Annotated in this window: 22 protein-coding genes and 2 tRNA genes; 8 read left to right on the top strand and 16 right to left on the bottom strand. The window is 62.8% G+C overall.

What is annotated here, in order from left to right:
* The 3 genes from ABWI03_RS15950 to leuC all read right to left on the bottom strand — a co-directional run.
* The coding region (locus ABWI03_RS15950; protein ID WP_353802681.1) for an HU family DNA-binding protein at nucleotides 1–440 on the bottom strand (440 nt) is incomplete at its 3' end.
* A 157-nt stretch (nucleotides 441–597) separates the two neighbouring features.
* Complete coding sequence (leuD, locus tag ABWI03_RS15945; protein ID WP_095969213.1) at nucleotides 598–1206, bottom strand: 3-isopropylmalate dehydratase small subunit; 609 nt, start codon at nucleotides 1204–1206, stop codon at nucleotides 598–600.
* Nucleotides 1207–1234: 28 nt separating this feature from the next.
* Complete coding sequence (leuC, locus tag ABWI03_RS15940) at nucleotides 1235–2656, bottom strand: 3-isopropylmalate dehydratase large subunit (RefSeq protein ID WP_124566326.1); 1422 nt, start codon at nucleotides 2654–2656, stop codon at nucleotides 1235–1237.
* Between the two features lie 181 nt (nucleotides 2657–2837).
* On the opposite strand from leuC, the gene ABWI03_RS15935 reads away from it, so the two are divergent.
* From ABWI03_RS15935 to ABWI03_RS15925, 3 genes are all read left to right on the top strand, one after another.
* Entirely contained in the window at nucleotides 2838–3539 is a 702-nt protein-coding gene (locus ABWI03_RS15935) for an IclR family transcriptional regulator (RefSeq protein WP_007729342.1), read from the top strand.
* 55 nt (nucleotides 3540–3594) lie between these two features.
* Complete coding sequence (locus ABWI03_RS15930) at nucleotides 3595–4092, top strand: pyridoxamine 5'-phosphate oxidase family protein (protein WP_235171963.1); 498 nt, start codon at nucleotides 3595–3597, stop codon at nucleotides 4090–4092.
* A 90-nt stretch (nucleotides 4093–4182) separates the two neighbouring features.
* The gene (locus tag ABWI03_RS15925; RefSeq protein WP_095969209.1) at nucleotides 4183–4380 is read left to right on the top strand and encodes a DUF5302 domain-containing protein; all 198 of its coding nucleotides are present in this window, start codon (nucleotides 4183–4185) and stop codon (nucleotides 4378–4380) included.
* A 139-nt stretch (nucleotides 4381–4519) separates the two neighbouring features.
* Here the strand turns inward: ABWI03_RS15925 and ABWI03_RS15920 are convergent.
* From ABWI03_RS15920 to ABWI03_RS15875, 10 genes are all read right to left on the bottom strand, one after another.
* A tRNA-Glu gene (locus tag ABWI03_RS15920) sits at nucleotides 4520–4592 on the bottom strand.
* Between the two features lie 95 nt (nucleotides 4593–4687).
* Nucleotides 4688–4759: transfer RNA gene (locus ABWI03_RS15915), tRNA-Gln, on the bottom strand.
* 157 nt (nucleotides 4760–4916) lie between these two features.
* Nucleotides 4917–6392, bottom strand: coding sequence for a glutamate--tRNA ligase (gene gltX, locus ABWI03_RS15910; protein WP_298780374.1), 1476 nt, complete (start codon nucleotides 6390–6392; stop codon nucleotides 4917–4919).
* 73 nt (nucleotides 6393–6465) lie between these two features.
* Nucleotides 6466–7626 (bottom strand): alkane 1-monooxygenase, encoded by a 1161-nt coding sequence (locus ABWI03_RS15905; RefSeq protein ID WP_298780377.1) that lies wholly within the window; start codon nucleotides 7624–7626, stop codon nucleotides 6466–6468.
* Nucleotides 7627–8016: 390 nt separating this feature from the next.
* Nucleotides 8017–8790, bottom strand: a complete 774-nt coding sequence (locus tag ABWI03_RS15900; RefSeq protein WP_095969206.1) for a fumarylacetoacetate hydrolase family protein — start codon at nucleotides 8788–8790, stop codon at nucleotides 8017–8019.
* Nucleotides 8791–8874: 84 nt separating this feature from the next.
* Nucleotides 8875–9888, bottom strand: coding sequence for a 3-isopropylmalate dehydrogenase (locus ABWI03_RS15895; protein ID WP_095969205.1), 1014 nt, complete (start codon nucleotides 9886–9888; stop codon nucleotides 8875–8877).
* A 74-nt stretch (nucleotides 9889–9962) separates the two neighbouring features.
* On the bottom strand, nucleotides 9963–11555 hold the full coding sequence (gene serA, locus ABWI03_RS15890) for a phosphoglycerate dehydrogenase (RefSeq protein ID WP_124566328.1): 1593 nt from the start codon (nucleotides 11553–11555) through the stop codon (nucleotides 9963–9965).
* A 250-nt stretch (nucleotides 11556–11805) separates the two neighbouring features.
* Complete coding sequence (gene ilvC / locus ABWI03_RS15885; RefSeq protein ID WP_206029073.1) at nucleotides 11806–12807, bottom strand: ketol-acid reductoisomerase; 1002 nt, start codon at nucleotides 12805–12807, stop codon at nucleotides 11806–11808.
* Nucleotides 12808–12860: 53 nt separating this feature from the next.
* Complete coding sequence (gene ilvN / locus ABWI03_RS15880) at nucleotides 12861–13364, bottom strand: acetolactate synthase small subunit (RefSeq protein WP_003944718.1); 504 nt, start codon at nucleotides 13362–13364, stop codon at nucleotides 12861–12863.
* On the bottom strand, nucleotides 13361–15301 hold the full coding sequence (locus ABWI03_RS15875; protein ID WP_030535411.1) for an acetolactate synthase large subunit: 1941 nt from the start codon (nucleotides 15299–15301) through the stop codon (nucleotides 13361–13363). The genes ilvN and ABWI03_RS15875 overlap by 4 nt, the downstream gene beginning before the upstream one ends.
* A gap of 266 nt (nucleotides 15302–15567) precedes the next feature.
* Between ABWI03_RS15875 and ABWI03_RS15870 the strand changes: the two genes are divergently transcribed.
* The 3 genes from ABWI03_RS15870 (at nucleotide 15568) to ABWI03_RS15860 (ending at nucleotide 20171) form a co-directional block, all read left to right on the top strand.
* On the top strand, nucleotides 15568–16098 hold the full coding sequence (locus ABWI03_RS15870; RefSeq protein ID WP_095969204.1) for a PH domain-containing protein: 531 nt from the start codon (nucleotides 15568–15570) through the stop codon (nucleotides 16096–16098).
* A 72-nt stretch (nucleotides 16099–16170) separates the two neighbouring features.
* A complete protein-coding gene (ilvD, locus tag ABWI03_RS15865; protein ID WP_095969203.1) occupies nucleotides 16171–18012 on the top strand; it encodes a dihydroxy-acid dehydratase in 1842 nt (613 codons plus the stop codon).
* A 623-nt stretch (nucleotides 18013–18635) separates the two neighbouring features.
* Nucleotides 18636–20171 carry an amino acid permease gene (locus ABWI03_RS15860; RefSeq protein ID WP_058038609.1) on the top strand — a complete coding sequence of 512 codons (1536 nt, stop codon included), beginning with the start codon at nucleotides 18636–18638 and terminating at the stop codon, nucleotides 20169–20171.
* Nucleotides 20172–20239: 68 nt separating this feature from the next.
* Here ABWI03_RS15860 and ABWI03_RS15855 read toward each other — a convergent pair whose 3' ends face one another.
* Nucleotides 20240–21067, bottom strand: a complete 828-nt coding sequence (locus tag ABWI03_RS15855) for a DoxX family protein (protein WP_095969202.1) — start codon at nucleotides 21065–21067, stop codon at nucleotides 20240–20242.
* A 90-nt stretch (nucleotides 21068–21157) separates the two neighbouring features.
* On the opposite strand from ABWI03_RS15855, the gene ABWI03_RS15850 reads away from it, so the two are divergent.
* Both ABWI03_RS15850 and ABWI03_RS15845 read left to right on the top strand, forming a co-directional pair.
* Nucleotides 21158–22288 carry a PQQ-dependent sugar dehydrogenase gene (locus ABWI03_RS15850; protein WP_095969201.1) on the top strand — a complete coding sequence of 377 codons (1131 nt, stop codon included), beginning with the start codon at nucleotides 21158–21160 and terminating at the stop codon, nucleotides 22286–22288.
* 139 nt (nucleotides 22289–22427) lie between these two features.
* A complete protein-coding gene (locus ABWI03_RS15845; RefSeq protein ID WP_298780387.1) occupies nucleotides 22428–23474 on the top strand; it encodes an NAD(P)-dependent alcohol dehydrogenase in 1047 nt (348 codons plus the stop codon).
* A 104-nt stretch (nucleotides 23475–23578) separates the two neighbouring features.
* Here the strand turns inward: ABWI03_RS15845 and gatB are convergent, their stop codons facing one another.
* Complete coding sequence (gene gatB / locus ABWI03_RS15840; protein WP_095969199.1) at nucleotides 23579–25090, bottom strand: Asp-tRNA(Asn)/Glu-tRNA(Gln) amidotransferase subunit GatB; 1512 nt, start codon at nucleotides 25088–25090, stop codon at nucleotides 23579–23581.
* 25 nt (nucleotides 25091–25115) lie between these two features.
* Nucleotides 25116–26147 carry an ATP-dependent 6-phosphofructokinase gene (locus ABWI03_RS15835; protein WP_019747919.1) on the bottom strand — a complete coding sequence of 344 codons (1032 nt, stop codon included), beginning with the start codon at nucleotides 26145–26147 and terminating at the stop codon, nucleotides 25116–25118.
* Between the last annotated feature and the right edge of the window lie 24 nt (nucleotides 26148–26171).

Here is a 26171-nt window from a genome sequence, read left to right as displayed (position 1 = left end):
GCCTTCGCGGCAACCGTCTTCTTGGCTGCGGTCTTGGCCGGAGCCTTCTTTGCCGGAGCCTTCTTGGCTGCGGTCTTCTTGGCAGCAGCCTTCTTGGCTGCAGCCTTGGTGGCCGGTGCTGCTACGCCACGCTTGACTGCCGGGCCGGTGGCCGGAAGCTTCTGTCCACCAGCGATAACAGCCTTGAACTGCGCACCCGGACGGAAAGCCGGAACCGACGTCGGCTTGACCTTGACGGTCTCGCCCGTACGCGGGTTGCGTGCAACACGTGCTGCACGACGACGCTGCTCGAAGACTCCGAAGCCGGTGATGGTCACGCTCTCGCCACGGTGGACGGCGCGGACGATGGTGTCCACGACGTGCTCCACTGCGTCGGTCGCTGTGCGCCTGTCCGAACCCAGCTTTTCAGTCAGAACATCGATGAGCTCTGCCTTGTTCATTGAAATTCCTCCGCTAATTGTGGTCCACCGTCGGACCGACTGAGAACCACGGTAAACCTGATAACGGCAAGAGTCTATGTGCCACGCCAATTCTCATTCAACGTGACTGCGAAATGGTGACCTATTTCTCTTCCCGCGCGGAGTCGCGGATTTCGGTTCAGCCCTGCGAAATTCGGGCTGGAAGGGTAGTCGGTTTCCATGAAGGCCTTGACTTTTCGAACTCGGAAATCGCTTCTACCTGCCGCAATGTCAGTCCGATGTCGTCGAGACCCTCCAGCAGACGCCACCGTGTGTAGTCGTCAATATTGAACGGCACCACCGTAGTTCCGGCGCTCACGGTCCGATTCTCGAGATCTACTGCCAATTCCAGTCCGGGCTGCTCTTCGAGCAACTTCCAGAGCAATTCGACGTCGCTCTGCTCGACCTGTGCCGCCACGAGACCGGCTTTTCCGGCGTTCCCGCGGAAGATGTCGGCGAACCGGGAAGCGATGACGACTCGAAATCCGAAGTCCGAGAGAGCCCACACGGCATGCTCACGCGAAGAGCCCGTGCCGAAATCGGGGCCGGCTACGAGGACACTTCCCTTGTCGTACGGAGCCAGATTGAGAATGAAGTTGGGGTCGGTACGCCAACCTGCAAACAGCCCGTCCTCGAATCCCGTGCGCGTCACCCGTTTCAGGTACACGGCGGGGATGATCTGATCGGTATCGACATTCGAGCGTCGCAGCGGGACGCCGATACCCTTGTGCGTGGTAAAGGATTCCATCGAAATTCTCCTAGAGAAGGTAAGTGGGTCAGACCAGATCGGCCGGTGCCGAGAGCGTTCCGCGGACCGCCGTGGCCGCCGCGACGAGCGGGGAAACCAGATGGGTCCGACCGCCTTTACCCTGTCGGCCTTCGAAATTCCGGTTGGACGTCGATGCCGAGCGCTCGCCGGGAGCAAGCTGGTCAGGGTTCATTCCCAAGCACATCGAACAACCGGCCTGACGCCATTCCGCCCCTGCCGCTGTGAAGATCTCACCGAGACCTTCACTTTCGGCTTGAGCACGCACCCGCATCGAACCGGGAACGATGAGCATCCGAACGCCCTCTGCCACATGGCGACCTTCGAGCACCTCGGCTACTGCGCGCAGATCTTCGATCCGTCCGTTGGTGCACGAACCGACGAACACGGTGTCGACAGCAACATCCCGAAGCGGCATGCCGGCGTCGAGACCCATGTAGGTGAGCGCCTTCTCAGCTGCCTGACGCTCGCTCTCGTCGACGATGAGTTCGGGATCGGGCACACGGTCACCGAGTGGCGCACCCTGTCCCGGATTGGTTCCCCAGGTGACGAAAGGCGTCAATGCGCTTGCGTCGATGTGGACCTCGTTGTCGAATTCCGCACCCTCGTCGGTCTTGAGTAGCTCCCACGCGGCGACGGCTTCGTCCCACTCTGCGCCCGACGGTGCATGCGGACGGCCCTTGATGAACTCGTATGTGGTCTCGTCCGGTGCGATCATGCCCGCACGGGCTCCGGCCTCGATCGACATGTTGCAGATGGTCATACGAGCTTCCATCGACAGTTTGCGAATGGCCTCACCGCGGTACTCCAGGACGTAGCCCTGGCCGCCGCCGGTGCCGATCTTGGCGATGACGGCGAGGATCAAGTCCTTACTCGTGACACCGGGAGGCAGCTCGCCGTCGACCGTGATCGCCATGGTCTTGAAGGGGCGCAACGACAATGTCTGCGTCGCCATCACGTGCTCGACCTCGCTCGTGCCGATTCCCATTGCGAGCGCACCGAATGCGCCGTGCGTCGACGTATGACTGTCACCGCACACCACGGTGGTTCCGGGCTGAGTCAGGCCGAGCTGCGGTCCGACCACATGCACGATGCCCTGATCGAGATCGCCCATGCGGTGCAAGCGAACTCCGAACTCCTCACAATTTCGGCGCAAGGTGTCGACCTGAGTCTTGGACACGGGATCGGCAATGGGCTTGTCGATGTCGATCGTCGGGACGTTGTGGTCCTCGGTGGCGATCGTCAGGTCAGGGCGGCGCAACTGGCGACCCGCCAAGCGAAGTCCGTCGAATGCCTGCGGGCTCGTCACTTCGTGAACGAGGTGGAGATCGATGTAGATGAGGTCGGGATCCTGCCCCTCCCCTTTCACGACAACGTGGTCGTCCCACACCTTCTCGGCGAGAGTGCGTGCTTTCTGTGCCATGTCTTCCACCTCTGTACGTAGCCTCGCGTCGGCGGACTACGGGCTGGCCCGCCGCGCGTGAAGTAGGTCCCCAGCCTCCGCAACAGATGCAGGCTGTCCCTTTCGGAACTTGCGCCACCTGATCCTGAAATGCGCTAGCCCACCAGGAAATGCGCTATCATCCCACTATGCGAGAAACTGGTATCGACCTATGAGACAGCATAGCGGCATCGGCGTCCTGGACAAAGCAATGGGCGTGCTTCATGCAGTAGCTGAGGAACCGTGCAGCCTCACCGAACTCTGTGCACGAACCGGTTTGCCGCGCGCGACCGCCCACAGACTCGCCGTCGGTCTCGAAGTCCATCGACTCCTCACTCGCGATTCGGACGGTCAGTGGTGCCCAGGGCCCGGGCTCGCCGAACTCGCTGCCACCGCTAATGATCCACTCATTGCAGCGGCCGGACTCATCCTCCCCCGCCTTCGCGAAATCACCGGCGAAAGCGTCCAGCTGTACCGCCGGGAAGGCACCCAACGCATCTGCGTCGCGTCGATGGAACCGCCGACCGGCCTGCGTGACACGGTGCTCGTCGGAGCCCGACTGCCGATGAATGCCGGTTCCGGCGCCAAGGTCCTTCTCGCATGGGCAGATCCACAAACCCAACGGACCGTCCTCGCTGATGCGTCGTTCGGCGAACGAGTGCTCCTCGAGGTTCGCCGGCGCGGCTGGGCTCAGAGCGCGGCCGAACGTGAGCCCGGTGTCGCCAGCGTCGCGGCTCCCGTCCGAGACTCGGCAGGCGCTGTCATTGCCGCGATTTCGGTCTCCGGCCCCATCGATCGGATGGGTCGACGACCGGGAGCCCGCTGGGCGGCCGACCTTCTCGCAGCTGCCGAAGCGCTCCACAAGCGTCTGTAATTCGTGACACAGTAAGGTCTTCAGATCCTCGAGCACGTAGGAGTACGACGCGACCATGGCAGGAAAACAGCGTAGTCAGATCACGATGACCGAGGCCGAAATTTCGAGCTTCGTCGAAAAGAGCCGTACGGCAACGATGGCGACGTTGAGCGCCGACGGAATGCCTCACCTGATCGCGATGTGGTTCGCAATAGTCGACGGCGAAATCTGGTTCGAGACCAAAGCCAAGTCGCAGAAGGCGGTCAACCTTCGCCGGGACTCCCGTATGTCCGTCCTGATCGAAGACGGTCTGACGTACGACACACTCCGAGGCGTATCGATGGAGGGCACCGGAATGATCGTCGAGGATCCCGAAGCCCTCTTCGCCGTGGGAATCAGCGTCTGGGAGCGATACACCGGCCCGTACACCGAGGATCTCCGCCCGGCCGTAGACGCAATGCTCCACAAACGCGTCGCGGTGCGGTTCGTTCCCGATCGAACTCGTTCGTGGGATCACCGCAAGCTCGGGATGCACGCGATCCCACTTTCCGGTTCTACTGCACCACCGTCGTAGCGCCCGAGATTCGTGAAGCGAAAATTCACGAGCTTTCGAATTCGGGCCGGCGTAGTTTCACCAACAGGCCCAACAACAAGGAGTGAGCATATGAGCGATCTCGACAGCAATACCCCGTCCGAATCCGAATCCCAATCGGAGGAGACCAAACGAAAGTTCCGTGAGGCCCTCGAACGGAAGAATCATCAGAACGCCAAATCGACTGACCATCGCGACGGACAGTCCAAGGTCCACAACACGCATGGCCCGGCCGATCACAAGCGGGAGTTCCGCCGTAAGAGCGGATAGCCGATCGAGGACAACAGAGTGAGATGACGATCACCCCCAGTCGAATTCGACTGGGGTTGATCGTTTTTCGCATGGCAGGTAAACATTTCCACACAAACGAAAAGACCCTCCGATCAATGATCGGAGGGTCTTTCCTTTGTAGCCCCGACGGGATTCGAACCCGCGCTACCGCCTTGAGAGGGCGGCGTCCTAGGCCGCTAGACGACGGGGCCAGGACACGCTTTTAAACGTGATATTCAGTCTTGCTCTTGGATGCTCAGCAAGCTTAGCTTGTCTGAGTCCGGCCACAAAATCGACCGGATTTCCGCTGGGGTACCAGGACTCGAACCTAGAATGGCGGTACCAGAAACCGCTGTGTTGCCAATTACACCATACCCCAAAGGTCTTGCTCACCAGCCTTGCCCGATCCGCTTCGCTGTTGTGCTCGGCGGCTCGTCTCCGGCCGAAAAGAAGATTACCAGTACCCCTGCCCCAAATACCAAATCGTATGGTCACAGGAGGTTTTTGCTTCATTTTCGGCCGGAGGACCGTCCGATCTAGGCGGTTACCGCTGCCCTACCCGCGCGCAACCGAGCAAGCGAGACCTCACGACCGAGCAATTCCATCGACTCGTACAGCGGAGGGCTGATGTGAGAGCCCGTGATCGCGACCCGAATCGGAGCGAAGGCCTTACGCGGTTTGAGCTCCAGATCCTCGATGAGGGCCTTCTTGAGTGCTTCCTCGATACTGGCCGCCGTCCACTCCGAAGTGGCATCGAGCGCCGCAAGAGACGCATCCAGAACCGGACCGGCATCTTCCTTCAGGTTCTTTGCCGCCGCGGCCGGATCGAGAGCAAACGACCCTTCGTCGACGAACAGGAATTTCAGCAGATCCCACGCGTCGGACAGGACGACGATGCGCGTCTGCACGAGGTCCGCCGCAACAGTGAACGTCGCTTCGTCGACGTCGGCGCCGATATGGCCGTGTTCCACCAGGAACGACTTCAGGCGGCCCGCGAAGTCGGCCGGCTCGAGCAGGCGAATGTGCTCGGCATTGATCGCGTCAGCCTTCTTCTGGTCGAAGCGCGCGGGGTTGGAGTTGACCTTGGAGACGTCGAAGGCCGCAACCATCTCGTCGAGTGAGAAGACGTCGTGATCGTCAGCGATGCTCCACCCGAGCAGAGCCAGGTAGTTCAGCAATCCCTCGGGGATGAACCCGCGATCGCGGTGGATGAAGAGGTTCGACTCGGGATCGCGCTTGGACAGCTTCTTGTTGCCCTGACCCATCACGAAAGGCAAGTGCCCGAACGACGGTGTGAAATCGGCAACACCGATGCGGATCAATGCCTCGTACAACGCGAGCTGACGCGGAGTCGAGGACAACAGATCTTCGCCGCGCAGTACATGGGTGATCTTCATCAACGCGTCGTCGACCGGGTTGACCAACGTGTACAGCGGAATACCGTTACCGCGAGTCAGCGCGAAGTCCGGAACGGTGCCGGCCTTGAACGTGGTCTCGCCGCGCACCAAGTCGTTCCAGGTCAGATCGTGATCGGGCATGCGGAGTCGGACGACGGGCTTGCGTCCCTCGGCGACGTACGCAGCGCGCTGCTCGTCGCTCAGGTCGCGATCGAAGTTGTCGTATCCGAGCTTCGGGTCGCGGCCGGCAGCCTTGTGCCGCGCTTCGACTTCCTCGTTTGTCGAGAAGGACTCGTATGCCTCACCCGCGGCCAGCAACTTGGCCACGACGTCGAGATGCAGGTCACGACGCTCGGACTGGCGATACGGCGCGTGCGGTCCACCGACCTCCGGGCCCTCGTCCCAGTTGAGCCCCAACCAGCGGAGGGCGTCGAGGATGGCCTGGTAGGACTCTTCACTGTCGCGCTGCGCATCGGTGTCTTCGATACGGAACACGAATGTGCCGCCGCGGTGTCGTGCGAACGCCCAGTTGAACAAGGCTGTGCGCACCAAACCTACGTGCGGGGTTCCGGTGGGTGACGGGCAGAAACGGACGCGTACTTCGCTGTTGGTCATGGCTCACTTGGCTCGGCGATGATGGATGGTCGTACTACAGGCTAGTCCGGTAGCGCTTCCTCCACGCCCCCGATCACCTACCCGGTAGGACGTTGATTCGCGTCATGTCACCGTCGTAGTAGGCAAGTAGGCGCTTGTCCATCACCTTTCGCCACAGCGGCGGCACCCAGGCGCACACGATCATGACCGCGTAACCCGCTGGAAGTTGCGGAGCTTCGGCCGCACTTCGCAGGCTCTGGTACCGCAGACGCGGATTCGCGTGATGGTCGCTGTGACGCTGAAGTTGATAGAGGAAAAGGTTGCTGACGACGTGGTCGCTGTTCCAACTGTCCTCAGGAGAGCAGCGAACGTACGAGCCGTCAGGCCTCTTGGCACGAAGCAATCCGTAATGCTCGAGATAGTTCGCAGTCTCGAGGAATGTGAACCCGGCAATACCCTGAACGGCCAACCACGGTGCGATTTCCCACCCGAACACTGCGATCAAACTGCCGAACAACCCGACACTCATCGCCCACGCGTTCAGGATGTTGTTGCGGTAACTCCAGGTCCGCCTCCCCTGACGCTTCAGACGAGCGCTTTCGATCCGCCATCCCGAGCGCAGGCCGCCGATGACACTGCGCGGCAAGAAGAACCAGAAATTCTCCCTGTATCGCGAACTGGCAGGATCCTCCGGCGTCGCAACACGGACGTGGTGACCATGGTTGTGCTCGACGTAGAAATGGCCGTAGAAGGACTGCGCCAGCGCTACTTTCGCGAGCCACTTCTCGAGCTTTTCGCTCTTGTGCCCCAATTCATGTGCCGCGTTGATCCCCACACCGGCAACCACGCCGGCGGTCATCGCGAGCGCGAACTTCTCCCCCGTCGCCATCGGCGCGTTCACCCAGCACCAGGCGACGAACACGAGACCGACGTATTGGAGGGGCAGGAACAGATACGTGCACCAGCGGTAGAAACGATCCTCCTGCAGATGCGGAATCGCTTCGTCCGGCGGGCTGTTCCCGTCTTCACCGGCCAGGAGATCGATGAGGGGAATGACGATCACGATGAGCCAGGCCCCGATGGCCCAGAAGAGCCCAAGGCTGAATTTGTCGACCAGGAACCACGCAGCGAAGGGACTGAGAGGAACCAGCAAACCCAACGGCCACAGGTAGCGCTTCTTGTCTCGCCACACCGGCCGCTGCCCGTTTGGTGCTTCCCCTGTCGCTGACCGGGAGGCTTCCGCGAAGGTCGTCATGTATCACCACGTTTCTGCGCAATCCACTCGATTGCCCCATCGGCTTCTATCCAGTTATCGGTCACCCTACTGCTCAGCGTTACATTTCAGGGAATTTGGTCTGTTACGGGCCGTGGCAGCAAACCGAGGGGCGAACCCTCTCAACCTGACCAACTCAGACATAACGCCAGGAGGATCAGTGGCGAAGCTTCGCCTGGCTCACAAAACTCGCAGGGCAGTCCCAGGGCCTGATCACCTCGATCCGAAAGGTAATCCCCATCAATCCCCCGACGATAGTTACTATCTTGCAACTTTTCTTCGACAGACACCTCTCGACTCACCCCACGACGGAGGCCCCATCCAGTTGGGATGGGGCCTCCGTAGTCACATGACTGAAAGAACCGGGTCAGATCACTTCTTGGCGGTTACCGGGTTGGTGAGCGTGCCGATCCCCGAGACCGTGACCGACACCGAATCACCGTCGACGATCGGGCCCACTCCGGCGGGGGTGCCGGTGAGGATGACGTCGCCGGGCAGGAGGGTCATCACCGCCGAGATCCACTCGATGATCTTCGGAATGTCGTGAAGTAGGAAGGCGGTGCTGCTGTCCTGCTTGACCTGACCGTTCACCTCGGTCTTGATGTCGACGTCGGACGCATCCAGGCTGGTCTCGATCCACGGACCGAGTGGGCAGAAGGTGTCGTGCCCCTTCGCGCGCGTCCACTGCCCGTCGTGACGCTGATGATCTCGTGCCGACACGTCGTTGGCGATCGTGTAGCCGAGAACCACGCTCAACGCCTTTGCCGCCGGAACGTCCTTGCATGGTTGACCGATGACTACCGCGAGTTCACCCTCGAAGTGCACCTCGTTGGAGGTGGGAGGCAAGACGATCGGGGCACCCGGGCCGACGATGGACGTATTGGGCTTGAGGAAGATCACGGGATCCGCGGGGGCTTCGCCGCCCATCTCCGCAATGTGATCTGCATAATTCTTGCCGATGCAGATCACCTTGCTGGCGAGAATCGGAGCCAGCAGACGAACATCGGCGAGCGGCCAACTTCGGCCGGTAAATGTGGGGTTCCCGAACGGGTGCTCCGCAATTTCCTTGGCGACGAGGGCATCCTCTTCACCTTCGATACTGACGAACGCAACACCATCGGGACTGGCAATTCGACCAAGACGCATGCCGGCCAGTCTATCGGGGTGTCGGAAACGACTGACGCGCGCAAGCCGAAAGGCTTACGCGCGTCAGTCTCGTGAAAGAAATCCTTACAGCGCTGCGGTGATCCGGTCGCCGATCTCCGTCGTGGAGATGGGGCCTTCGCCGCGGGTAGCCAGGTCAGCAGCGACCACAGCCTCCACCCGAGCGGCGTCGTCCTCGCGCCCGAGATGGCGAAGAAGCAGTGCGGCCGAGAGGATCGCGGCGGTGGGATCTGCGATTCCCTTGCCGGCGATGTCCGGGGCACTACCGTGAACGGGCTCGAACATCGAGGGGTTGGCCCCCGACGCGTCGATGTTTCCGCTTGCGGCCAAACCGATTCCACCGGTCACCGCGCCGGCGAGGTCGGTGATGATGTCACCGAAGAGGTTGTCCGTGACGATGACGTCGAAGCGCGACGGGTCGGTGACCATGTAGATGGTGGCAGCATCGATGTGGCAGTACGCGGTTTCGACGTCCGGGTACTCGGCTCCGACGGTCTCGATCGCACGCGTCCAGATCGCGCCCGCGTTGGAAAGCACGTTGGTCTTGTGGATCAGTGTGAGGTGCTTGGAACGTGTCTGCGCCAACGCAAATGCATAACGAACAACACGCTCGGCGCCGAACCAGGTGTTGATCGACACCTCGGTCGCGATCTCGTGATCGGTGCCGACGCGGATGGCGCCACCGTTACCGGTGTACGGGCCTTCGGTGCCTTCACGAACCACGACGAAGTCGATCTCAGGCTGGGCCGCCAACGGCGACAGCGCACCCGGATACAGCTGAGCGGGGCGAAGATTCACGTGATGATCGAGCTGGAAACGCATGTTCAGCAGCAGACCACGCTCGAGGATGCCAGGCGCGACGATCCGCGGGTCACCGATGGCGCCCAACAGGATTGCGTCGTGTTGACGGATCTGGTCCAGCTCGTCCGCCGGGAGCAATTCGCCGGTGGCGTTGTAGCGACGGGCACCGAGATCGTATTCGGTGGTTTCCAGATCCGGAACCAACTTGCCGAGCACCTTGAGTGCTTCGGCTGTGACCTCGACACCGATTCCGTCGCCCGGAATGACCGCAAGCTTCATGGAGTCCTCATCTCAGTAGAACTGTGCGCCTTTATTAACCGCGGGCGGTTAATAAAGGCGCACAGCAAAAACAATCAGGAAAGGTCGACCTGGGCGACGCGAGCGTCGAGCTGCGAGACGATTGCCTCGACCTCGGTGTCACCGACGACGCGGTCGACACGCAGGATGACCGTTGCGCCTTCGCCTTCGGCGTCCTGGCTCAGTGCTGCAGCCAGGATGTCGACGCCGGCGTTACCGAGAACGGTACCGAGCACACCGAGAACGCCCGGGCGATCGCTGTAGTGGACGACGATGTTGTGACCCTCGGCGCGCAGGTCGAAGCTGCGTCCGTTGATGTTGACGATCTTCTCGACCTGCTGCAGGCCGGTGAGTGCGCCCGTGACCGACGTGACCGTGCCGTCAGCCGCAACTGCACGAACCTCGACCGCGCTGCGATGAGCCAGTGCCTCGGAGTGCTTCTCGACCGACACGGTCACGCCACGCTGCTCGGCAAGTGCCGGAGCGTTGACGAACGTGACGGCCTCGTCGCTGCTGGCGGAGAACACGCCGCGCAGTGCAGCCAGGCCGAGGATGTCGACGGTTTCCGCCGACAGCTCGCCGGTGGCGACAACCTGCACGGTCTGGACAGCTTCAGGCGACAGCGTTGCAGCGAGGAGACCGAGCTTGCGGACCAGCTCGAGCCACGGAGCAACTTCTTCTCCGACGGGGCCGCCGGAGACGTTGACAGCCTCGGGAACGAATTCGCCTGCCAGAGCGAGGAGAACGCTCTTGGCCACGTCGATGCCTGCGCGGTCCTGAGCCTCCGACGTCGATGCGCCGAGGTGCGGGGTGACAACGACGTTGTCGAGCTCGAAGAGCTTGGAATCGGTGCACGGCTCGGTGCTGAACACGTCGAGGCCGGCGCCGCGGACCTTGCCGGAGACCAGTGCGTCGTAAAGCGCATCTTCGTCGATCAGACCACCGCGGGCGGCGTTGACGATGATGACGCCGTCCTTGGCCTTGGCCAGGCGCTCGGCGTTGATCAGGCCGGCCGTTTCCTTGGTCTTGGGCAGGTGCACGGAGATGAAGTCGGCGCGCTCGACGAGCTCGTCGATGGTGACCAGTTCGATGCCGAGCTGCGCTGCGCGCGCTGCGGGCAGGTAGGGGTCGTACGCGATGATGGTGGTCTCGAACGCGGCGAGACGCTGCGCGAAGAGCTGGCCGATACGGCCGAGTCCGACGACACCGACAGTCTTGCCGAGGATCTCGACACCGTTGAACTTGCTTCGCTTCCAGGTGTTCTCACGCAGGGTCTTGTCTGCTGCGGGAATCTGGCGAGCGGTCGACATGAGGAGGGCGACAGCGTGCTCGGCAGCGGAGTGAATGTTGGAGGTCGGTGCGTTGACGACCATCACGCCGCGCTCGGTGGCTGCGGGGATCTCGACGTTGTCCAGGCCGACACCGGCGCGGCCGATGATCTTCAGCTTGGTGCCGGCGGCCAGAACCTCGGCGTCGACGGTGGTGGCGGAACGAACGAGAATCGCGTCGGCCTCGGGTACCGCGGCGAGCAGCGCCGGGCGGTCAGGTCCGTCGACCCAACGCACCTCCACACCGTCACCGAGCGCCTCGACTGTGGACGGCGCGAGCTTGTCGGCGATCAGAACAACGGGACGGCCAGGCTGGCTCACGTGCAAACTCCCTGATTAGGTGGGTGTGAAGGTGGTTTAACCACCGATAGTTTAGTGCGCGCTGACTTCGAATCCACAACGCGGTAGGCAATACCACATAGTGGACACTTTCGCGGGCAAATTCTCGATGGAATATGAATCCGGGCTCAACCGGCCCGGAAAACGACTCCGGCCCAATGCCGCGCTGGTTCAACGTAATTGAACCGGCGCGACATCAGGCCAGTGGAGACGTGGAGCGTGAAACGACGAATTACGCGGTTTCGGTGATCGGACGATCGACCCAGCTCATCAGGTCGCGCAGCTTCTTGCCGGTGACCTCGATGGGGTGCTCGGCGTTGGCCTTGCGCAGGCCCTCGAGCTCGGTGTTGCCGTTCTCGACGTTGGCAACCAGACGACGGGTGAACTCGCCGGACTGGATGTCGGCCAGGATCGCCTTCATGCGCTCCTTGGTGCCAGCGTCGATGACGCGCGGGCCGGAGAGGTATCCACCGAACTCAGCGGTGTCGGACACCGAGTAGTTCATGCGGGCGATGCCACCCTCGTACATGAGGTCGACGATGAGCTTGAGCTCGTGCAGAACCTCGAAGTACGCCATCTCGGGTGCGTAGCCGGCCTCGACCATGACCTCGAAACCGGTCTTGACCAGTTCCTCGGTGCCGCCGCACAGCACAGCCTGCTCACCGAAGAGGTCCGTCTCGGTCTCTTCCTTGAACGTGGTCTTGATGACGCCTGCGCGGGTTCCGCCGATGCCCTTGGCGTAGGACAGAGCGAGAGCCTGGCCTTCACCCTTGGGATCCTGGTCGATGGCGATGAGCGCGGGAACGCCCTTGCCGTCGACGAACTGACGACGCACCAGGTGGCCGGGTCCCTTGGGGGCGACCATACCGACGGTGACGAACTCCGGAGCCTTGATCAGGTCGAAGTGAATGTTCAGGCCGTGACCGAAGAACAGCGCGTCGCCGTCCTTGAGGTTCGGCTCGATGTCGTTTGTGAAAATGCTCGCCTGAGCGGTGTCAGGTGCGAGCACCATGATGACGTCGGCCCACTCGGAAACCTCGGCCGGCGTACCGACCGTCAGTCCCTGCTCCTGTGCCTTTTCGCGGGACTTGGAGCCCTCCTTGAGGCCGATGCGCACATCGACGCCCGAGTCGCGCAGGCTCAGCGAATGGGCGTGGCCCTGGCTTCCGTAGCCGATCACAGCAACCTTGCGGCCCTGAATGATCGACAGATCGGCATCGTCGTCGTAGAACATCTCGACTGCCACAGTTCTCAACCTCTCCTTGGATTTTTACGTGTCTAAAAGTACTAGCGGGTGGCCGTGATCGACTTCGGCCCTCGACCGACTGCCACGACCCCGGACTGAACGATCTCCCGGATACCGTACGGATCAAGCATCCGCAGCAGGGCATCCAGCTTGGACCGAGTACCGGTCGCCTCGATGGTGACGGACTCCGGGGAGACGTCGATCACCTTGGCGCGGAACAGGTTCACCGTTTCGATGACCTGCGTGCGCACGCTTGCATCTGCGCGCACCTTGATGAGCACGAGCTCGCGAGCGACGGATGCTTCACCGTCCTGCTCGACGATCTTGATGACGTTGATCAGCTTGTTGAGCTGCTTCGTCACCTGCTCGAGAGGGAACTCGTCGACCGTGACGACGATGGTCATTCGTGAGATCTCGGGGATCTCGGTTCCGCCCACCGCGAGGGATTCGATGTTGAATCCGCGGCGGGAGAAAAGTGCGGAGACGCGAGCCAGCACGCCTGGCTTGTCCTCGACGAGAACACTGAGGGTGTGACTGGTGCTCACTTCTGATCCTCCCCTGTGCCCGCGGCGGGTCCGGCTTGCTCGCGTGACATGGCTTCGTGGATGACGGCGGGCTCGGCAACTGCCTCGTCGTCGTCGAACAGCGGCCGGATGCCCCGGGCCGCCATGATTTCGTCGTTGCTCGTTCCGGCAGCGACCATCGGCCACACCTGTGCGTCGGCGGTGACGATGAAGTCGATCACGACAGGCTTGTCGTTGATGGACTGCGCCTCACGGATCGCAGCTTCGACATCTTCTTCACGCTCGACACGAATTCCGTGGCAGCCCAATGCTTCTGCGAGCTTCACGAAGTCGGGGATGCGGATGGCGCCGTGCGTTCCGAGGTTGGTGTTGGAGTAGCGCTCTTCGTAGAAGAGTGTCTGCCACTGACGCACCATGCCGAGGTTGCCGTTGTTGATGAGGGCAACCTTGATCGGGATACCTTCGAGTGCGCAGGTTGCGAGTTCCTGATTGGTCATCTGGAAGCAGCCGTCGCCGTCGATCGCCCACACCTCGGTGTCGGGCATGCCCATCTTGGCGCCCATGGCTGCGGGAACCGCGTACCCCATGGTGCCCAGTCCGCCCGAGTTGAGCCACGTGCGCGGCTTCTCGTAACCGACGAACTGCGCGGCCCACATCTGGTGCTGACCGACGCCGGCGCAGTAGATGGCATCCGGTCCGGCGAGCTTGCCGACGGTCTGGATGACGTACTCCGGGCTCAGCTGACCGTCGGTGGGGCGGTCGTAGCTCAGCGGGTACGTACGACGGATGTCGTTCAGGTACGCCCACCACTCGGTGAGGTCGAACGTGGTGCCCGTGGCCATGTCGGCACGGATCGCCTCGATGAGTTCGGTGATGACCTCTTTGCAGTCGCCCACGATCGGGACGTCGGCGTAGCGGTTCTTGCCGATCTCGGCCGGGTCGATGTCGGCATGGATGACCTTGGCGTCGGGCGCGAAGGAATTCAGCTGACCGGTGACGCGGTCGTCGAAACGCGCGCCGAGGGTGATCAGTAGATCGCTACGCTGCAGAGCGGCGACCGCGGCGACGGTGCCGTGCATTCCGGGCATACCGCAGTTGAGGTCGTGACTGTCCGGGAACGCGCCGCGGGCCATCAGCGTGGTGACGACGGGGATACCGGTCAGCTCGGCCAATTCGAGCAGCTCCGGCGAGGAGTCCGACTTGATGACGCCGCCACCGACGTACAGAACCGGCGACTTGGCGTCGGCGATCAGACGCGCAGCTTCGCGAACCTGCTTGCCGTGCGGCTTGGTGACCGGGCGGTAGCCCGGCAGACGCATCTCCGGCGGCCACGAGAACGTGGTCTGCGACTGCAGGATGTCCTTGGGGATATCGACCAGGACGGCGCCGGGGCGACCACTGGCCGCGAGGTAGAAGGCCTCGGCCATGATGCGCGGGATGTCGATCGCGTCGGTGATCAGGAAGTTGTGCTTGGTGACCGGCATCGTGATGCCTGAGATGTCGGCTTCCTGGAAGCCGTCGGTACCGATCAGCGAGCGCGCCACCTGTCCGGTGATCGCGACGATCGGAACGGAGTCCATCTGCGCGTCGGCCAGTGGCGTGACCAGGTTGGTCGCACCGGGACCCGAGGTGGCCATGCACACGCCGACCTTGCCGGTCGCCTGGGCGTAGCCGGTGGCAGCGTGGCCTGCACCCTGCTCGTGGCGCACGAGCACGTGGCGGACCTTGACCGAATCGAAGAGTGGGTCGTAGACCGGGAGCACGGCACCGCCGGGAATGCCGAATACCGTGTCGACCTCGAGCTCTTCGAGGGCGCGAACCACAGACTGGGCGCCGGTTACCCGCTCAGGCGGGAGCTGGCGACGGTTGGCCGTCTGGGTTGCGGCAGCCGCGGTTGTCGGGCTCGGTGTCCCTGACTTGCGCGGCGTGGGTTGAGGCCGTGCTGTTGGTGCGCTCACTGGGAAATCCTCTGATTCTGGCTCCGGGCAACAAAAAACCCCCGTCAGCATCTGCTGAGCGAGGGTGGCGCGTCGTTATCTGGTGAGTTGAAAAATCGACTCAGGCGACGACGCGCCGGCCGATTACGAGCAACTCATTCTGTTTCACGCACTCGACAGTAGAGGCGCTAGTCGCGAACGGCAAACTTGGTGAGTCGACCGTCCCAGAATCTGAGATACATCGGCTGCAATGCGAAGATGTAGAGGTGTCAACTTCGCAGCAGCCCGTGCCACCGGCTCAATCATCCCACACGCCGAAACCACTTCGGCACGTCATCCGCATTTCGCAGCTCGCTTACATGGCGTGCGCATTCCTTCTGTTCGCGGTCAGCTTCCCGATCTTCGGGTGGCCCGTCGCCTTCAGCTGGTTGCTGATCCTTCCGATCATCGCCGTCTATCTCGTCGCGCGACTGCGCACCACCGTCAGCCCCGACGGCCTCGAGGTCCGCTCGACATTCTCCAAGCGCACCCTCGCCTGGGACGACGTCAAGGGTTTCCGCTTCCCGAAGCGCAGCTGGGCGCGCGCGGAACTCACCGACGGAACCGAGGTGACCCTGCCTGCGGTCAGCTTCGTCAGACTTCCCGAGATCGCGATCGCCAGCGGCGGCCGCATCACCGATCCCTACGCATCGGCGGCAGAAGCCTTCGCCGCCAAGGAAGCCGAAGAAGAAGCAGCGGCAGAATCGGAAGCAGAATCCGGGGTCGAGTCCGACAACGCCGACAACGGTTCGGTCCAGCCCGAAGAGAAGCGCCAGTAGCACGCGAGTAGCGTTGAAAGGCCCTCGCTTCTATTTGAGTGGACCAGCAACGATCACATAAGGAACACGCCCATGCCCCCGTTGAGGTCACGCACCACCACCATCGGACGTAATGCTGCCGGAGCCCGATCCCTGTGGCGCGCCACAGGAATGACGGATTCCGACTTCGGTAAGCCGATCGTTGCCGTAGCGAACTCGTACACCCAGTTCGTACCCGGCCACGTGCATCTCAAGAACGTGGGCGAGATCGTTGCCGAGGCCATCAGCGCGGCCGGCGGCGTCGCTCGTGAGTTCCACACCATCGCAGTCGACGACGGCATCGCAATGGGCCACGGCGGAATGCTCTACTCGCTCCCGAGCCGCGAGATCATCGCCGACTCGGTCGAGTACATGGCAAACGCCCACACGGCCGACGCACTGGTGTGTATCTCGAACTGCGACAAGATCACTCCCGGCATGCTCAACGCCGCGATGCGTCTGAACATCCCGACTGTCTTCGTGTCCGGTGGTCCGATGGAGGCCGGTAAGGCAGTGGTCGTCGGCGGCGTGGCCCAAGCCCCCACCGACCTCATCACCGCGATCTCCGCCTCTGCCAACGATGCCGTGTCCGACGAAGGCCTCGACGAGGTCGAGCGCAGCGCGTGCCCGACGTGCGGCTCGTGCTCGGGCATGTTCACCGCCAACTCCATGAACTGCCTGACCGAAGCCCTCGGCCTCGCATTGCCGGGCAACGGCTCCACGCTGGCAACTCACAAGGCTCGTCACGCACTCTTCTCTCGTGCGGGCACCACCGTGGTCGAGGCTGCACTCAAGTACTACCGCGACGGCGACGAGTCGGTGCTGCCGCGCAACATCGCGACCCCGGCAGCGTTCCGCAACGCAATGGCTCTCGACGTCGCCATGGGCGGTTCCACCAACACCGTCCTGCACACGCTGGCTGCGGCACAGGAGGGCGAGGTCGACTTCGACCTCGACACCATCGACGCGATCAGCCGCAAGGTGCCGTGCTTGTCCAAGGTCTCCCCCAACTCGGATTACCACATGGAGGACGTCCACCGTGCCGGCGGAATCCCCGCGCTGCTCGGTGAGCTTCGCCGCGGCGGACTCCTCGAAACCGATGTGTCCACCGTCCATACCAAGAGCTTCGACCAGTGGCTCGACGACTGGGACATCCGCTCCGGCAAGGCAACCGACGAGGCGATCGAACTTTTCCACGCGGCTCCCGGTGGCGTGCGCACCATCGAACCGTTCTCCACGGACAACCGTTGGTCCGCCCTCGACACCGATGCGGCCGGCGGCTGCATCCGCGACGTCGAGAATGCCTACACCGTGGAAGGTGGCCTGGTTGTCCTGCGCGGCAACATCGCACTCGACGGCGCAATCCTCAAGACGGCCGGCATCGACGAGGAACTGTTCACCTTCCAGGGCCCGGCGCTCGTCGTCGAATCCCAAGAAGAAGCCGTCTCGGTCATCCTGCAGAAGAAGATCAAGGCCGGCGACGTTCTCGTCGTGCGTTACGAAGGCCCCAAGGGCGGCCCCGGCATGCAGGAAATGCTGCACCCCACTGCCTTCCTCAAGGGCGCAGGCCTCGGTAAGGAATGCGCACTGATCACCGACGGTCGTTTCTCGGGCGGAACTTCCGGGCTGTCCATCGGCCACATCTCCCCCGAAGCTGCCGCAGGCGGAGTCATCGGACTCGTCCAGAACGGCGATCAGGTTCGCATCGACGTCGCCTCGCGCACGCTCGAGATCCTTGTCGACGACGACGTCCTCGCCGAGCGACGTGCCAAGATGGACGCCTCCGAGCGCCCGTGGCAGCCGGTCGATCGTCAGCGCACCGTGACGACAGCACTGCGCGCCTACGCCGCTCTGGCAACGTCCGCCGACAAGGGCGCGGTTCGCTACGTTCCGTAAGTTCTGCCACGAATCGAAAAAAGATCCCCGGCCGTTTTTCGGCCGGGGATCTTTTCTGTCAGCGCGCGGCTCGAGATGCGCGTAGCCGATGTGACAGTCGCACAAGGTTTTCGGGCAGTCGGACGTGCGGCAACCAACTCAGCTCCCCGAGATGCTCGCCAACAGGCGACTGCAGAGGATCGACAGAGTCGGGGTCCCCATCCCGCCTGTCGCCCCGATACGGGTGAACAGTTTGCAGAACCCGCACCGCACTTCCAAAACGGGATGGGTTGATGCAACTCGTCGACAGCAAGACCGACCGACAGGTACCGAATAACCGGGCGACACGCGGAGCACCAACGGAACGATATGAGCTATCAGACATTTCAGACCGAATCGCGCGTCCGGCTCGTGAGCGAATTCACTTGGACGTAGGGTTCCAGACACCAGCTGATCAATTCAGATACATGAGGGGGGATGACTTTCAGTCAGGTGATCATTTCGGTCAGTTCGAGTGAGCTGACTTGCACACAGCGCTCACCAGTGGTTCCCTCATCAGGTCGCTGAGACGCACATCACAACGACGACAGTCAGCCACCGCCCGTCACCCACAAGGTCGACGGGAAACAACCAAGGAGCAATACATGCCCGGAGTCGGCATATGGCGCACCAAATCCGTCGAGCAATCGATCGCGGACACCGACGAGCCTGAGACAAAGCTCAAGAAGGAACTGACCGCGAAGGACCTCACGGTATTCGGAGTCGCCGTCGTCATCGGCGCAGGCATCTTCACGCTGACTGCTCGAACCGCAGGCAATGTCGCAGGACCCTCGATTTCACTGGCATTCGTTCTCGCTGCGATCGCCTGTGGCCTTGCCGCGCTGTGCTACGCGGAGTTCGCCTCCACCGTTCCCGTCGCAGGTAGCGCATACACGTTCTCCTACGCGACGTTCGGTGAGTTCGCCGCCTGGATCATCGGCTGGGACCTCATCCTCGAGTTCGCTCTCGCCTCCGCAGTCGTCGGCAAGGGTTGGTCGCTCTACCTCGGCAATGTCATCGGGGCCAGCGGCAGCACCACCGCCCACATCGGTTCGATCAGCTTCGACTGGGGCGCCCTGCTCATCATCGGCGCGATCACTCTGATCCTCGCGATCGGCACCAAGGTTTCCTCGCGAGTCTCCGCAATCATCACCGCGATCAAGATCGCAGTAGTTCTGCTCGTCATCGTCGTGGGTGCCTTCTACATCAAGAAGGAGAACTACTCCCCCTTCATCCCGCCGTCCGAAGGAACCGAGAGCTCTGCAAGCGGAATCCATCAGACCTTGTTCTCCTGGCTGACCGGTGCAGGCGGAAGTAGCTACGGCGCTTACGGTTTGCTCGCAGCAGCCAGCCTCGTGTTCTTTGCCTTCATCGGCTTCGACGTCGTCGCCACCACGGCCGAGGAAACCAAGAACCCGCAGAAGTCGTTGCCGCGCGGAATCTTCGGCTCGCTCGCCATCGTCACCGTTCTCTACGTTGCCGTCACACTCGTCCTCACCGGCATGGTCAAGTACACCGAACTCAAGGACGGCAGTCCTCTCGTCGGCGATTCCAGCGCCACCCTCGCAACCGCATTCGAGGCCAACGGAATCGGCTGGGCGCAAACCGCCATCAACTTCGGTGGCCTGGCCGGCCTCACAACAGTTGTCATGGTCATGATGCTCGGCCAGACCCGTGTCCTCTTCGCGATGTCCCGTGACGGCCTCATGCCGCGCAGCCTGGCCAAGACCAACGCCAAGGGCATCCCGATGCGCATCACGTTGATCGTCGGTGGCATCGTCGCCGTCCTGGCAGCCTTCTTCCCGATGGGCACACTCGAAGAGATGGTCAACATCGGAACGCTGTTCGCTTTCGTCCTGGTTTGTGTCGGCGTCATCGTCCTGCGCCGCACCCGCCCCGACCTGCCGCGCGGATTCCGCGTCCCACTGGTGCCGTTCGTTCCGATCGTCGCCGTGCTCGCCTGCGGTTGGCTGATGCTCAACCTCTCGGTCGAGACCTGGATCCGGTTCCTCGTCTGGATGGCCATCGGTGTTGTCGTCTACTTCGCCTACGGTCACCGCAAGTCGGTCCTCGGTCGCAAGCTCAAGGACGGAACAGCCATCCCGTCCGCGAACGCCGACCCGGTACTCGTCAAGGACTGATCCTTCACAAACGAACCGCCGCTCTCCGATTCGGAGAGCGGCGGTTCGTTTGTTCGACGACGCGAGTTTCAGATGAGCGGATTGGCACCGTTCAGAAAGATCCAGGTGCAGACGCCGGCAGCGATACCGAGGATCAAGACCACGAGCGATCCGACAAACGGGCGGGTTGCCCAGCCACGACGACCGTCGAGCGCAATACGACCCGGGCCCGTCAAAATGATGACGCCCGCACAGATTCCGAGCAGCATCTCGTATTCGGTGCCGTCAGGGGCAAAGTACTCGAGGCCGGGGGCACTGGCCTGACGCAGCGCCCACGCGTTGATCATCACTGCAAGAACCGACGCCGCCGCAACGGGAGTCAGCAACCCGAGGATGAGGAGCGCACCACCGGCGACCTCACCGACGGCACCGAGTATCGCCATCCATTTTGCCTGCTGGAACCCGGCGTCGGCCAGCATCGTCTCGAACCCGCCGAGACCCGGCCCGTTCCAGATACCGGTCAACTTCTGCAGACCGTGCACCAGCGCGGTTCCGCCGACGGCCAACCGCAGTGCAAGCAGGCCGAGATCGAGAGTGCCTCGGCCCCGCGGAGTCTCGGTGGTACCTGCCACCGCTTCGGCGGTGGGGACGGCGGCGATCGGAGCGTCGTACGCCGTCTCGCGCTCGAGAGCTACTGTCGGCTGATCCGCACCCGGTGCTCGGTACGTCGGTATCTGCTCGGTCAGGGAATTGGCGTTCGTGGAACCGAAATCGAGATCGTCGTCGGTTCGCGGCAACGGATTCTTGGCGCTCACCGTCGGAAATTGTTCGGTGGGCGAATCATACGGACTGGACACATTGCCCGTCGGCTTGTCCGCATCCGACAACTCGCTGGGATCTTTTCGCTCGTCAGTCACGTAGGTGAGCCTATGACCGATTCACGAACTCGACGGGGAACCTTGGTCCGGCGTGGCGGCATCTGCCGTGCGTTACGTAACGTCTTGGGCATGACTACGGGTAGGCATGCAGCGCTGGGCGCACTGGCTCTGATGCTCGGGACATCGTTGCTCGCAGGTTGCGCCGACTTCGACGAATCGACTGCCTCGCCGTTCACACCCGAACCGACCAACCAGGCCAGCGCCGAAGTACAGCCGGAGAACCCGCCGCCGTCGACCACGCCGCCGGCGCCGCGGACCGGCCCTCTCGGGCCGTGTCAGGACGCCGACACCGCCGTGATCGCAACCTGTCTCGACACCACCGGTGGGCTCGTCACACTCCCGGATGGGAATTCCGGACTGGTCGCCGAACGGCGGACCGGCCGGATCATGCAGGTAGCGCCCAACACGACACCGGTCGAGGTTGCCAAAATCGACGTCGACGGCAGCGGCGACGGCGGACTGCTCGATATCGCCCTCTCCCCCACATTTGTCGAAGACAACCTGATCTACGCCTACGTCACCACCGGAACCGACAACCGGGTGGTCCGTATTGCTCCCGGTGACACCGCCAAGGAGGTCCTCGGCGGAATTCCGCGCGGCGCGAGTGGCAACGGTGGATCACTGGAATTCGCGGCACCCGATCAGCTCATGGTCCTGACTGGCGATACCGGCAACCCTGCCGTTGCTCAGGATCCCGGCTCGTTGGCGGGGAAGCTGTTGCGAGTCCGATCGTTGACGCCCAACGCTGCGCCGCCTCGCCCGGAAGTTGTTCTGTCCGGAATCGGAAACGGCGGCGGCGTATGTGTCGATCCAGGCATCGCGACGTGGGTCACCGACCGAACCACTCTCGAAGATCGCCTCCAACGCGTCGGCGCCGACGGCACGGTGACATCTCCCGCGTGGACGTGGCCTGACCGACCCGGAGTTGGTGGGTGCATCGCAGCGCAGGGAGTGGTAGCTGTCGCGCTGGGGGCCGGCAAAGCGATCTCGGCGCTGGCCGCCGATCCGGGAACAGGAGCAGTCACGACCGCACCGTCGGCAGTGGCGAAAGACACGTACGGCCAACTGGGCGGTTTGGCGCTCGGATCCGACGGTTTGATGTGGGCGAGCACGATCAACAAGACCGCGGGCGAGCCGGGACCGAACGACGACAAGGTGGTCAAGATCCCGATGCCGAGTGGCAGCGGCGGGATCGACTGAGCCGCGATCGCCGAGCGCCATGTCTGTTCGGTCACGGATCCCGTGACCGAACATGCACAGATGCGTACTCTTTTGTTAGCGGGGCTAAACACCACGCATTTGCCAGGACCGGTTGGCCAACCACGACAAAGGAGTCGGTATGAAGGCAATCCAGTACACGAGAATCGGCGCAGAACCCGAACTCTCGGAGATTCCCAAACCCGAGCCCGGTCCAGGTGAAGTGCTCCTGGAAGTGACCGCTGCCGGCGTCTGCCATTCGGACGACTTCATCATGAGCCTGCCGGAAGAGCAGTACACCTACGGCCTTCCGCTCACGCTCGGTCACGAAGGCGCGGGCAAGGTCGCGGCCGTCGGCGACGGTGTCGAAGGACTCGACATCGGAACCAATGTCGTCGTCTACGGGCCTTGGGGTTGCGGCAACTGTTGGCACTGCTCGCAGGGACTGGAAAACTACTGTTCTCGCGCACAAGAACTCGGCATCAATCCTCCCGGACTCGGCGCCCCCGGCGCGTTGGCCGAGTTCATGATCGTCGATTCACCTCGCCATCTCGTCCCGATCGGCGACCTCGACCCGATCAAGACAGTGCCACTGACCGACGCCGGCCTGACGCCGTACCACGCGATCAAGCGTTCACTGCCGAAACTTCGCGGAGGCTCGTACGCAGTTGTCATCGGAACCGGTGGTCTCGGCCACGTCGCCATCCAACTCCTCCGCCACCTCTCGGCAGCAACTGTCATCGCACTCGACGTGAGCGCGGACAAGCTCGAACTGGCAACCAAGGTAGGCGCTCACGAAGTGGTTCTGTCCGACAAGGACGCGGCGGAGAACGTCCGCAAGATCACCGGAAGTCAGGGCGCCGCACTGGTTCTCGACTTCGTGGGCTATCAGCCCACCATCGACACCGCGATGGCCGTCGCCGGTGTCGGATCCGACGTCACCATCGTCGGGATCGGTGACGGTCAGGCCCACGCCAAGGTCGGGTTCTTCCAGAGTCCTTACGAGGCTTCGGTGACAGTTCCGTACTGGGGTGCCCGCAACGAGCTGATCGAATTGATCGACCTGGCGCACGCCGGCATCTTCGACATCGCGGTGGAGACCTTCAGCCTCGACAACGGAGCCGAAGCCTATCGACGACTGGCCGCCGGAACGCTCAGCGGCCGCGCGGTTGTGGTTCCTGGTCTGTAGATCGACGGTGGTGGAACGACCGCGGAGAAAACCACTGCGGAAAAACACTGATGCCCGGCCGAATTCGTTTCGGCCGGGCATCAGTGTCAGAAATTCAGTGTGCGCTAGCTGCACGCCTCGATGACAAGTTCCTTCACACGAGCCGCGTCTGCCTGCCCACGAGTGGCCTTCATGACGTCGCCGACGATTTTGCCGGCGGCCTGGACCTTGCCACTGCGGATCTTGTCGGCGATGTCGGGGTTGGCTGCGAGTGCTTCGTCGACGGCCGCCTTGAGCTTGGTTTCGTCACGTTCGACGACCAATTCCGGGTGGGCTGCGACAACCTGCTCCGGATCGCCCTCACCGTCGAGGACGTGATCGACGACCTGGCGAGCAACCTTGTTGTTGAGCTTGCCGCTGTCGATGAGAGCTACGACCTGCGCAACCTGCGCCGGGGTGATCGGCAGAGCACCGAGTTCGACGCCGCGGGTGTTTGCCTGCTGCGAGAGGTAAGACAGCCACCACGAGCGCGCTGCCTCGGGCGAAGCACCGGCCTCGGTGGTCGCGATCACCAGATCGATGGCACCGGCATTGACGAGGTCTCGCATGACCTCGTCGGAAATTCCCCAGTCCTTCTGGATCCGCGCGCGGCGAATCCAGGGAAGCTCCGGCAAGGTGCCACGCAGTTCTTCGACCCACTCGGCGCTCGGAGCAACAGGCTCGAGATCCGGTTCCGGGAAGTAGCGGTAGTCCTCGGCCGTTTCCTTGCGGCGTCCGGCAGCGGTGGTGCCGTCGGCCTCCTGGAAGTGGCGGGTCTCCTGGATGACCTCACCACCGGCGTCGAGAACTGCTGCCTGACGGCGCATTTCGTAGCGAACGGCGACCTCGACGCTCTTGAGGGAGTTGACGTTCTTGGTCTCGGTACGCGTTCCGAGTTCCTTGGCGCCGATCGGCATCAGCGAGATGTTGGCGTCGCAGCGCATAGATCCCTGATCCATGCGCACGTCGGAGACGTCGAGTGATTTGAGCAGATCACGAAGCGCCGTCACGTACGCACGAGCAACCTCGGGAGCGCGCTCACCGGCACCGTGGATGGTCTTGGTGACGATCTCGACCAGCGGCACACCCGCACGGTTGTAGTCGAGCAGTGAGTGGCTCGCACCGTGGATACGGCCGGTAGCGCCACCGACGTGGAGGGACTTACCGGTGTCCTCCTCCATGTGCGCACGTTCGATCTCCACGCGCCACGTCGTGCCGTCGTCGAGGATCACGTCGAGGTAGCCCTCGGTGGCGATCGGCTCGTCGTACTGGGAAATCTGGTAGTTCTTCGGCTGATCCGGGTAGAAGTAGTTCTTCCGCGCGAATCGGCCCCACGGCGTGATGGAGCAGTTGAGCGCAAGGCCGATCCGGATCGCGGACTCGACAGCGGCTGCGTTCACCACCGGCAACGAACCGGGCATGCCCAGACAGACCGGGCACACCTGGGTATTGGGTTCGGCACCGAACTCGGTGGGGCACGGGCAGAACATCTTGGTCGCGGTGCCGAGTTCTACGTGCACCTCCATACCCATCACAGGCTCGTACTTGGTCAGTACTTCGTCGTAATCGAGGATGTCGGGCGCATCGACAGCAGTCATGGTGATCAGTTTATGCGTCCGCGGCTCAGCCGAAGAATGCGGCTGCCTCCTCGTAGCGCTCCTTGGGCACCGTCTTGAGCTTGCGTGTCGCCTCGGCGAGTGGAACGAGGTCGATGGACGTTCCGTGCAACGCGACCATCTGACCGAAATCTCCGCGGTGAGCTGCGTCGGTGGCGTGAACTCCGAAGCGAGTGGCGAGGATGCGGTCGTGCGGCGTCGGGGTACCGCCGCGCTGAATGTGTCCGAGGACTGTGGTGCGAACTTCCTTACCGATGCGGCGCTCGATCTCGTTGCCGAGTTGCTGCGCGACGCCGGTGAAGATCTTGTGGCCGAACTCGTCGATGCCGCCCTCACGCAAAGTCATCGACGCGGGATCGGGCATCGCACCTTCGGCCACGACGCAGATGAAGTGGGAGTCGCCACGCTGGAAGCGCTTCTTGACCATCGCGCACACCTCGTCGACGTCGAACGGCTGTTCCGGAACCAGAGTCAGGTGTGCCCCCGACGCCAGTCCGGCTTGCAGCGCGATCCAACCCGCGTGCCGGCCCATGACCTCGACGAGCATGACGCGCTGGTGAGATTCGGCCGTGGTGTGGAGCCTGTCGATGGCGTCGGTCGCGACGGCCAAGGCGGTGTCGAAGCCGAAAGTCACGTCGGTGCAGTCGATGTCGTTGTCGATCGTCTTGGGCACGCCGATCACGGGCACGCCGCTCTCGGAGAGCCAACTGGCCGCGGTCAGTGTGCCTTCGCCACCGATCGGGATCAGGACGTCGATCCCGTTGTCGTCGAGGGTCTGTTTGATCTGATCGAGGCCCGCGCGGAGTTTGTCGGGGTTCACGCGAGCTGTGCCGAGGATCGTGCCGCCGCGGGTGAGGATGCGATTGATGCGGTCGTCGGAGTCGAGTGGCACCTTGCGGTCCTCGAGCAGTCCTCGCCAACCGTCCCGGAATCCGACCACGGTACTGCCGTAACGACCGGCCGACGTACGTACGACGGCGCGGATGACCGCGTTCAAGCCCGGGCAGTCGCCGCCGCCCGTGAGGATTCCGATTCGCATAGTGCAGCACCTCTCGTGACCGGA

Source organism: Rhodococcus baikonurensis, assembly GCF_040489275.1.
Classification (GTDB): Bacteria; Actinomycetota; Actinomycetes; order Mycobacteriales; family Mycobacteriaceae; genus Rhodococcus_F; species Rhodococcus_F baikonurensis.
Note: the sequence above shows the minus strand (reverse complement) of the source record. Positions and strands in the feature narration are given on the sequence as shown.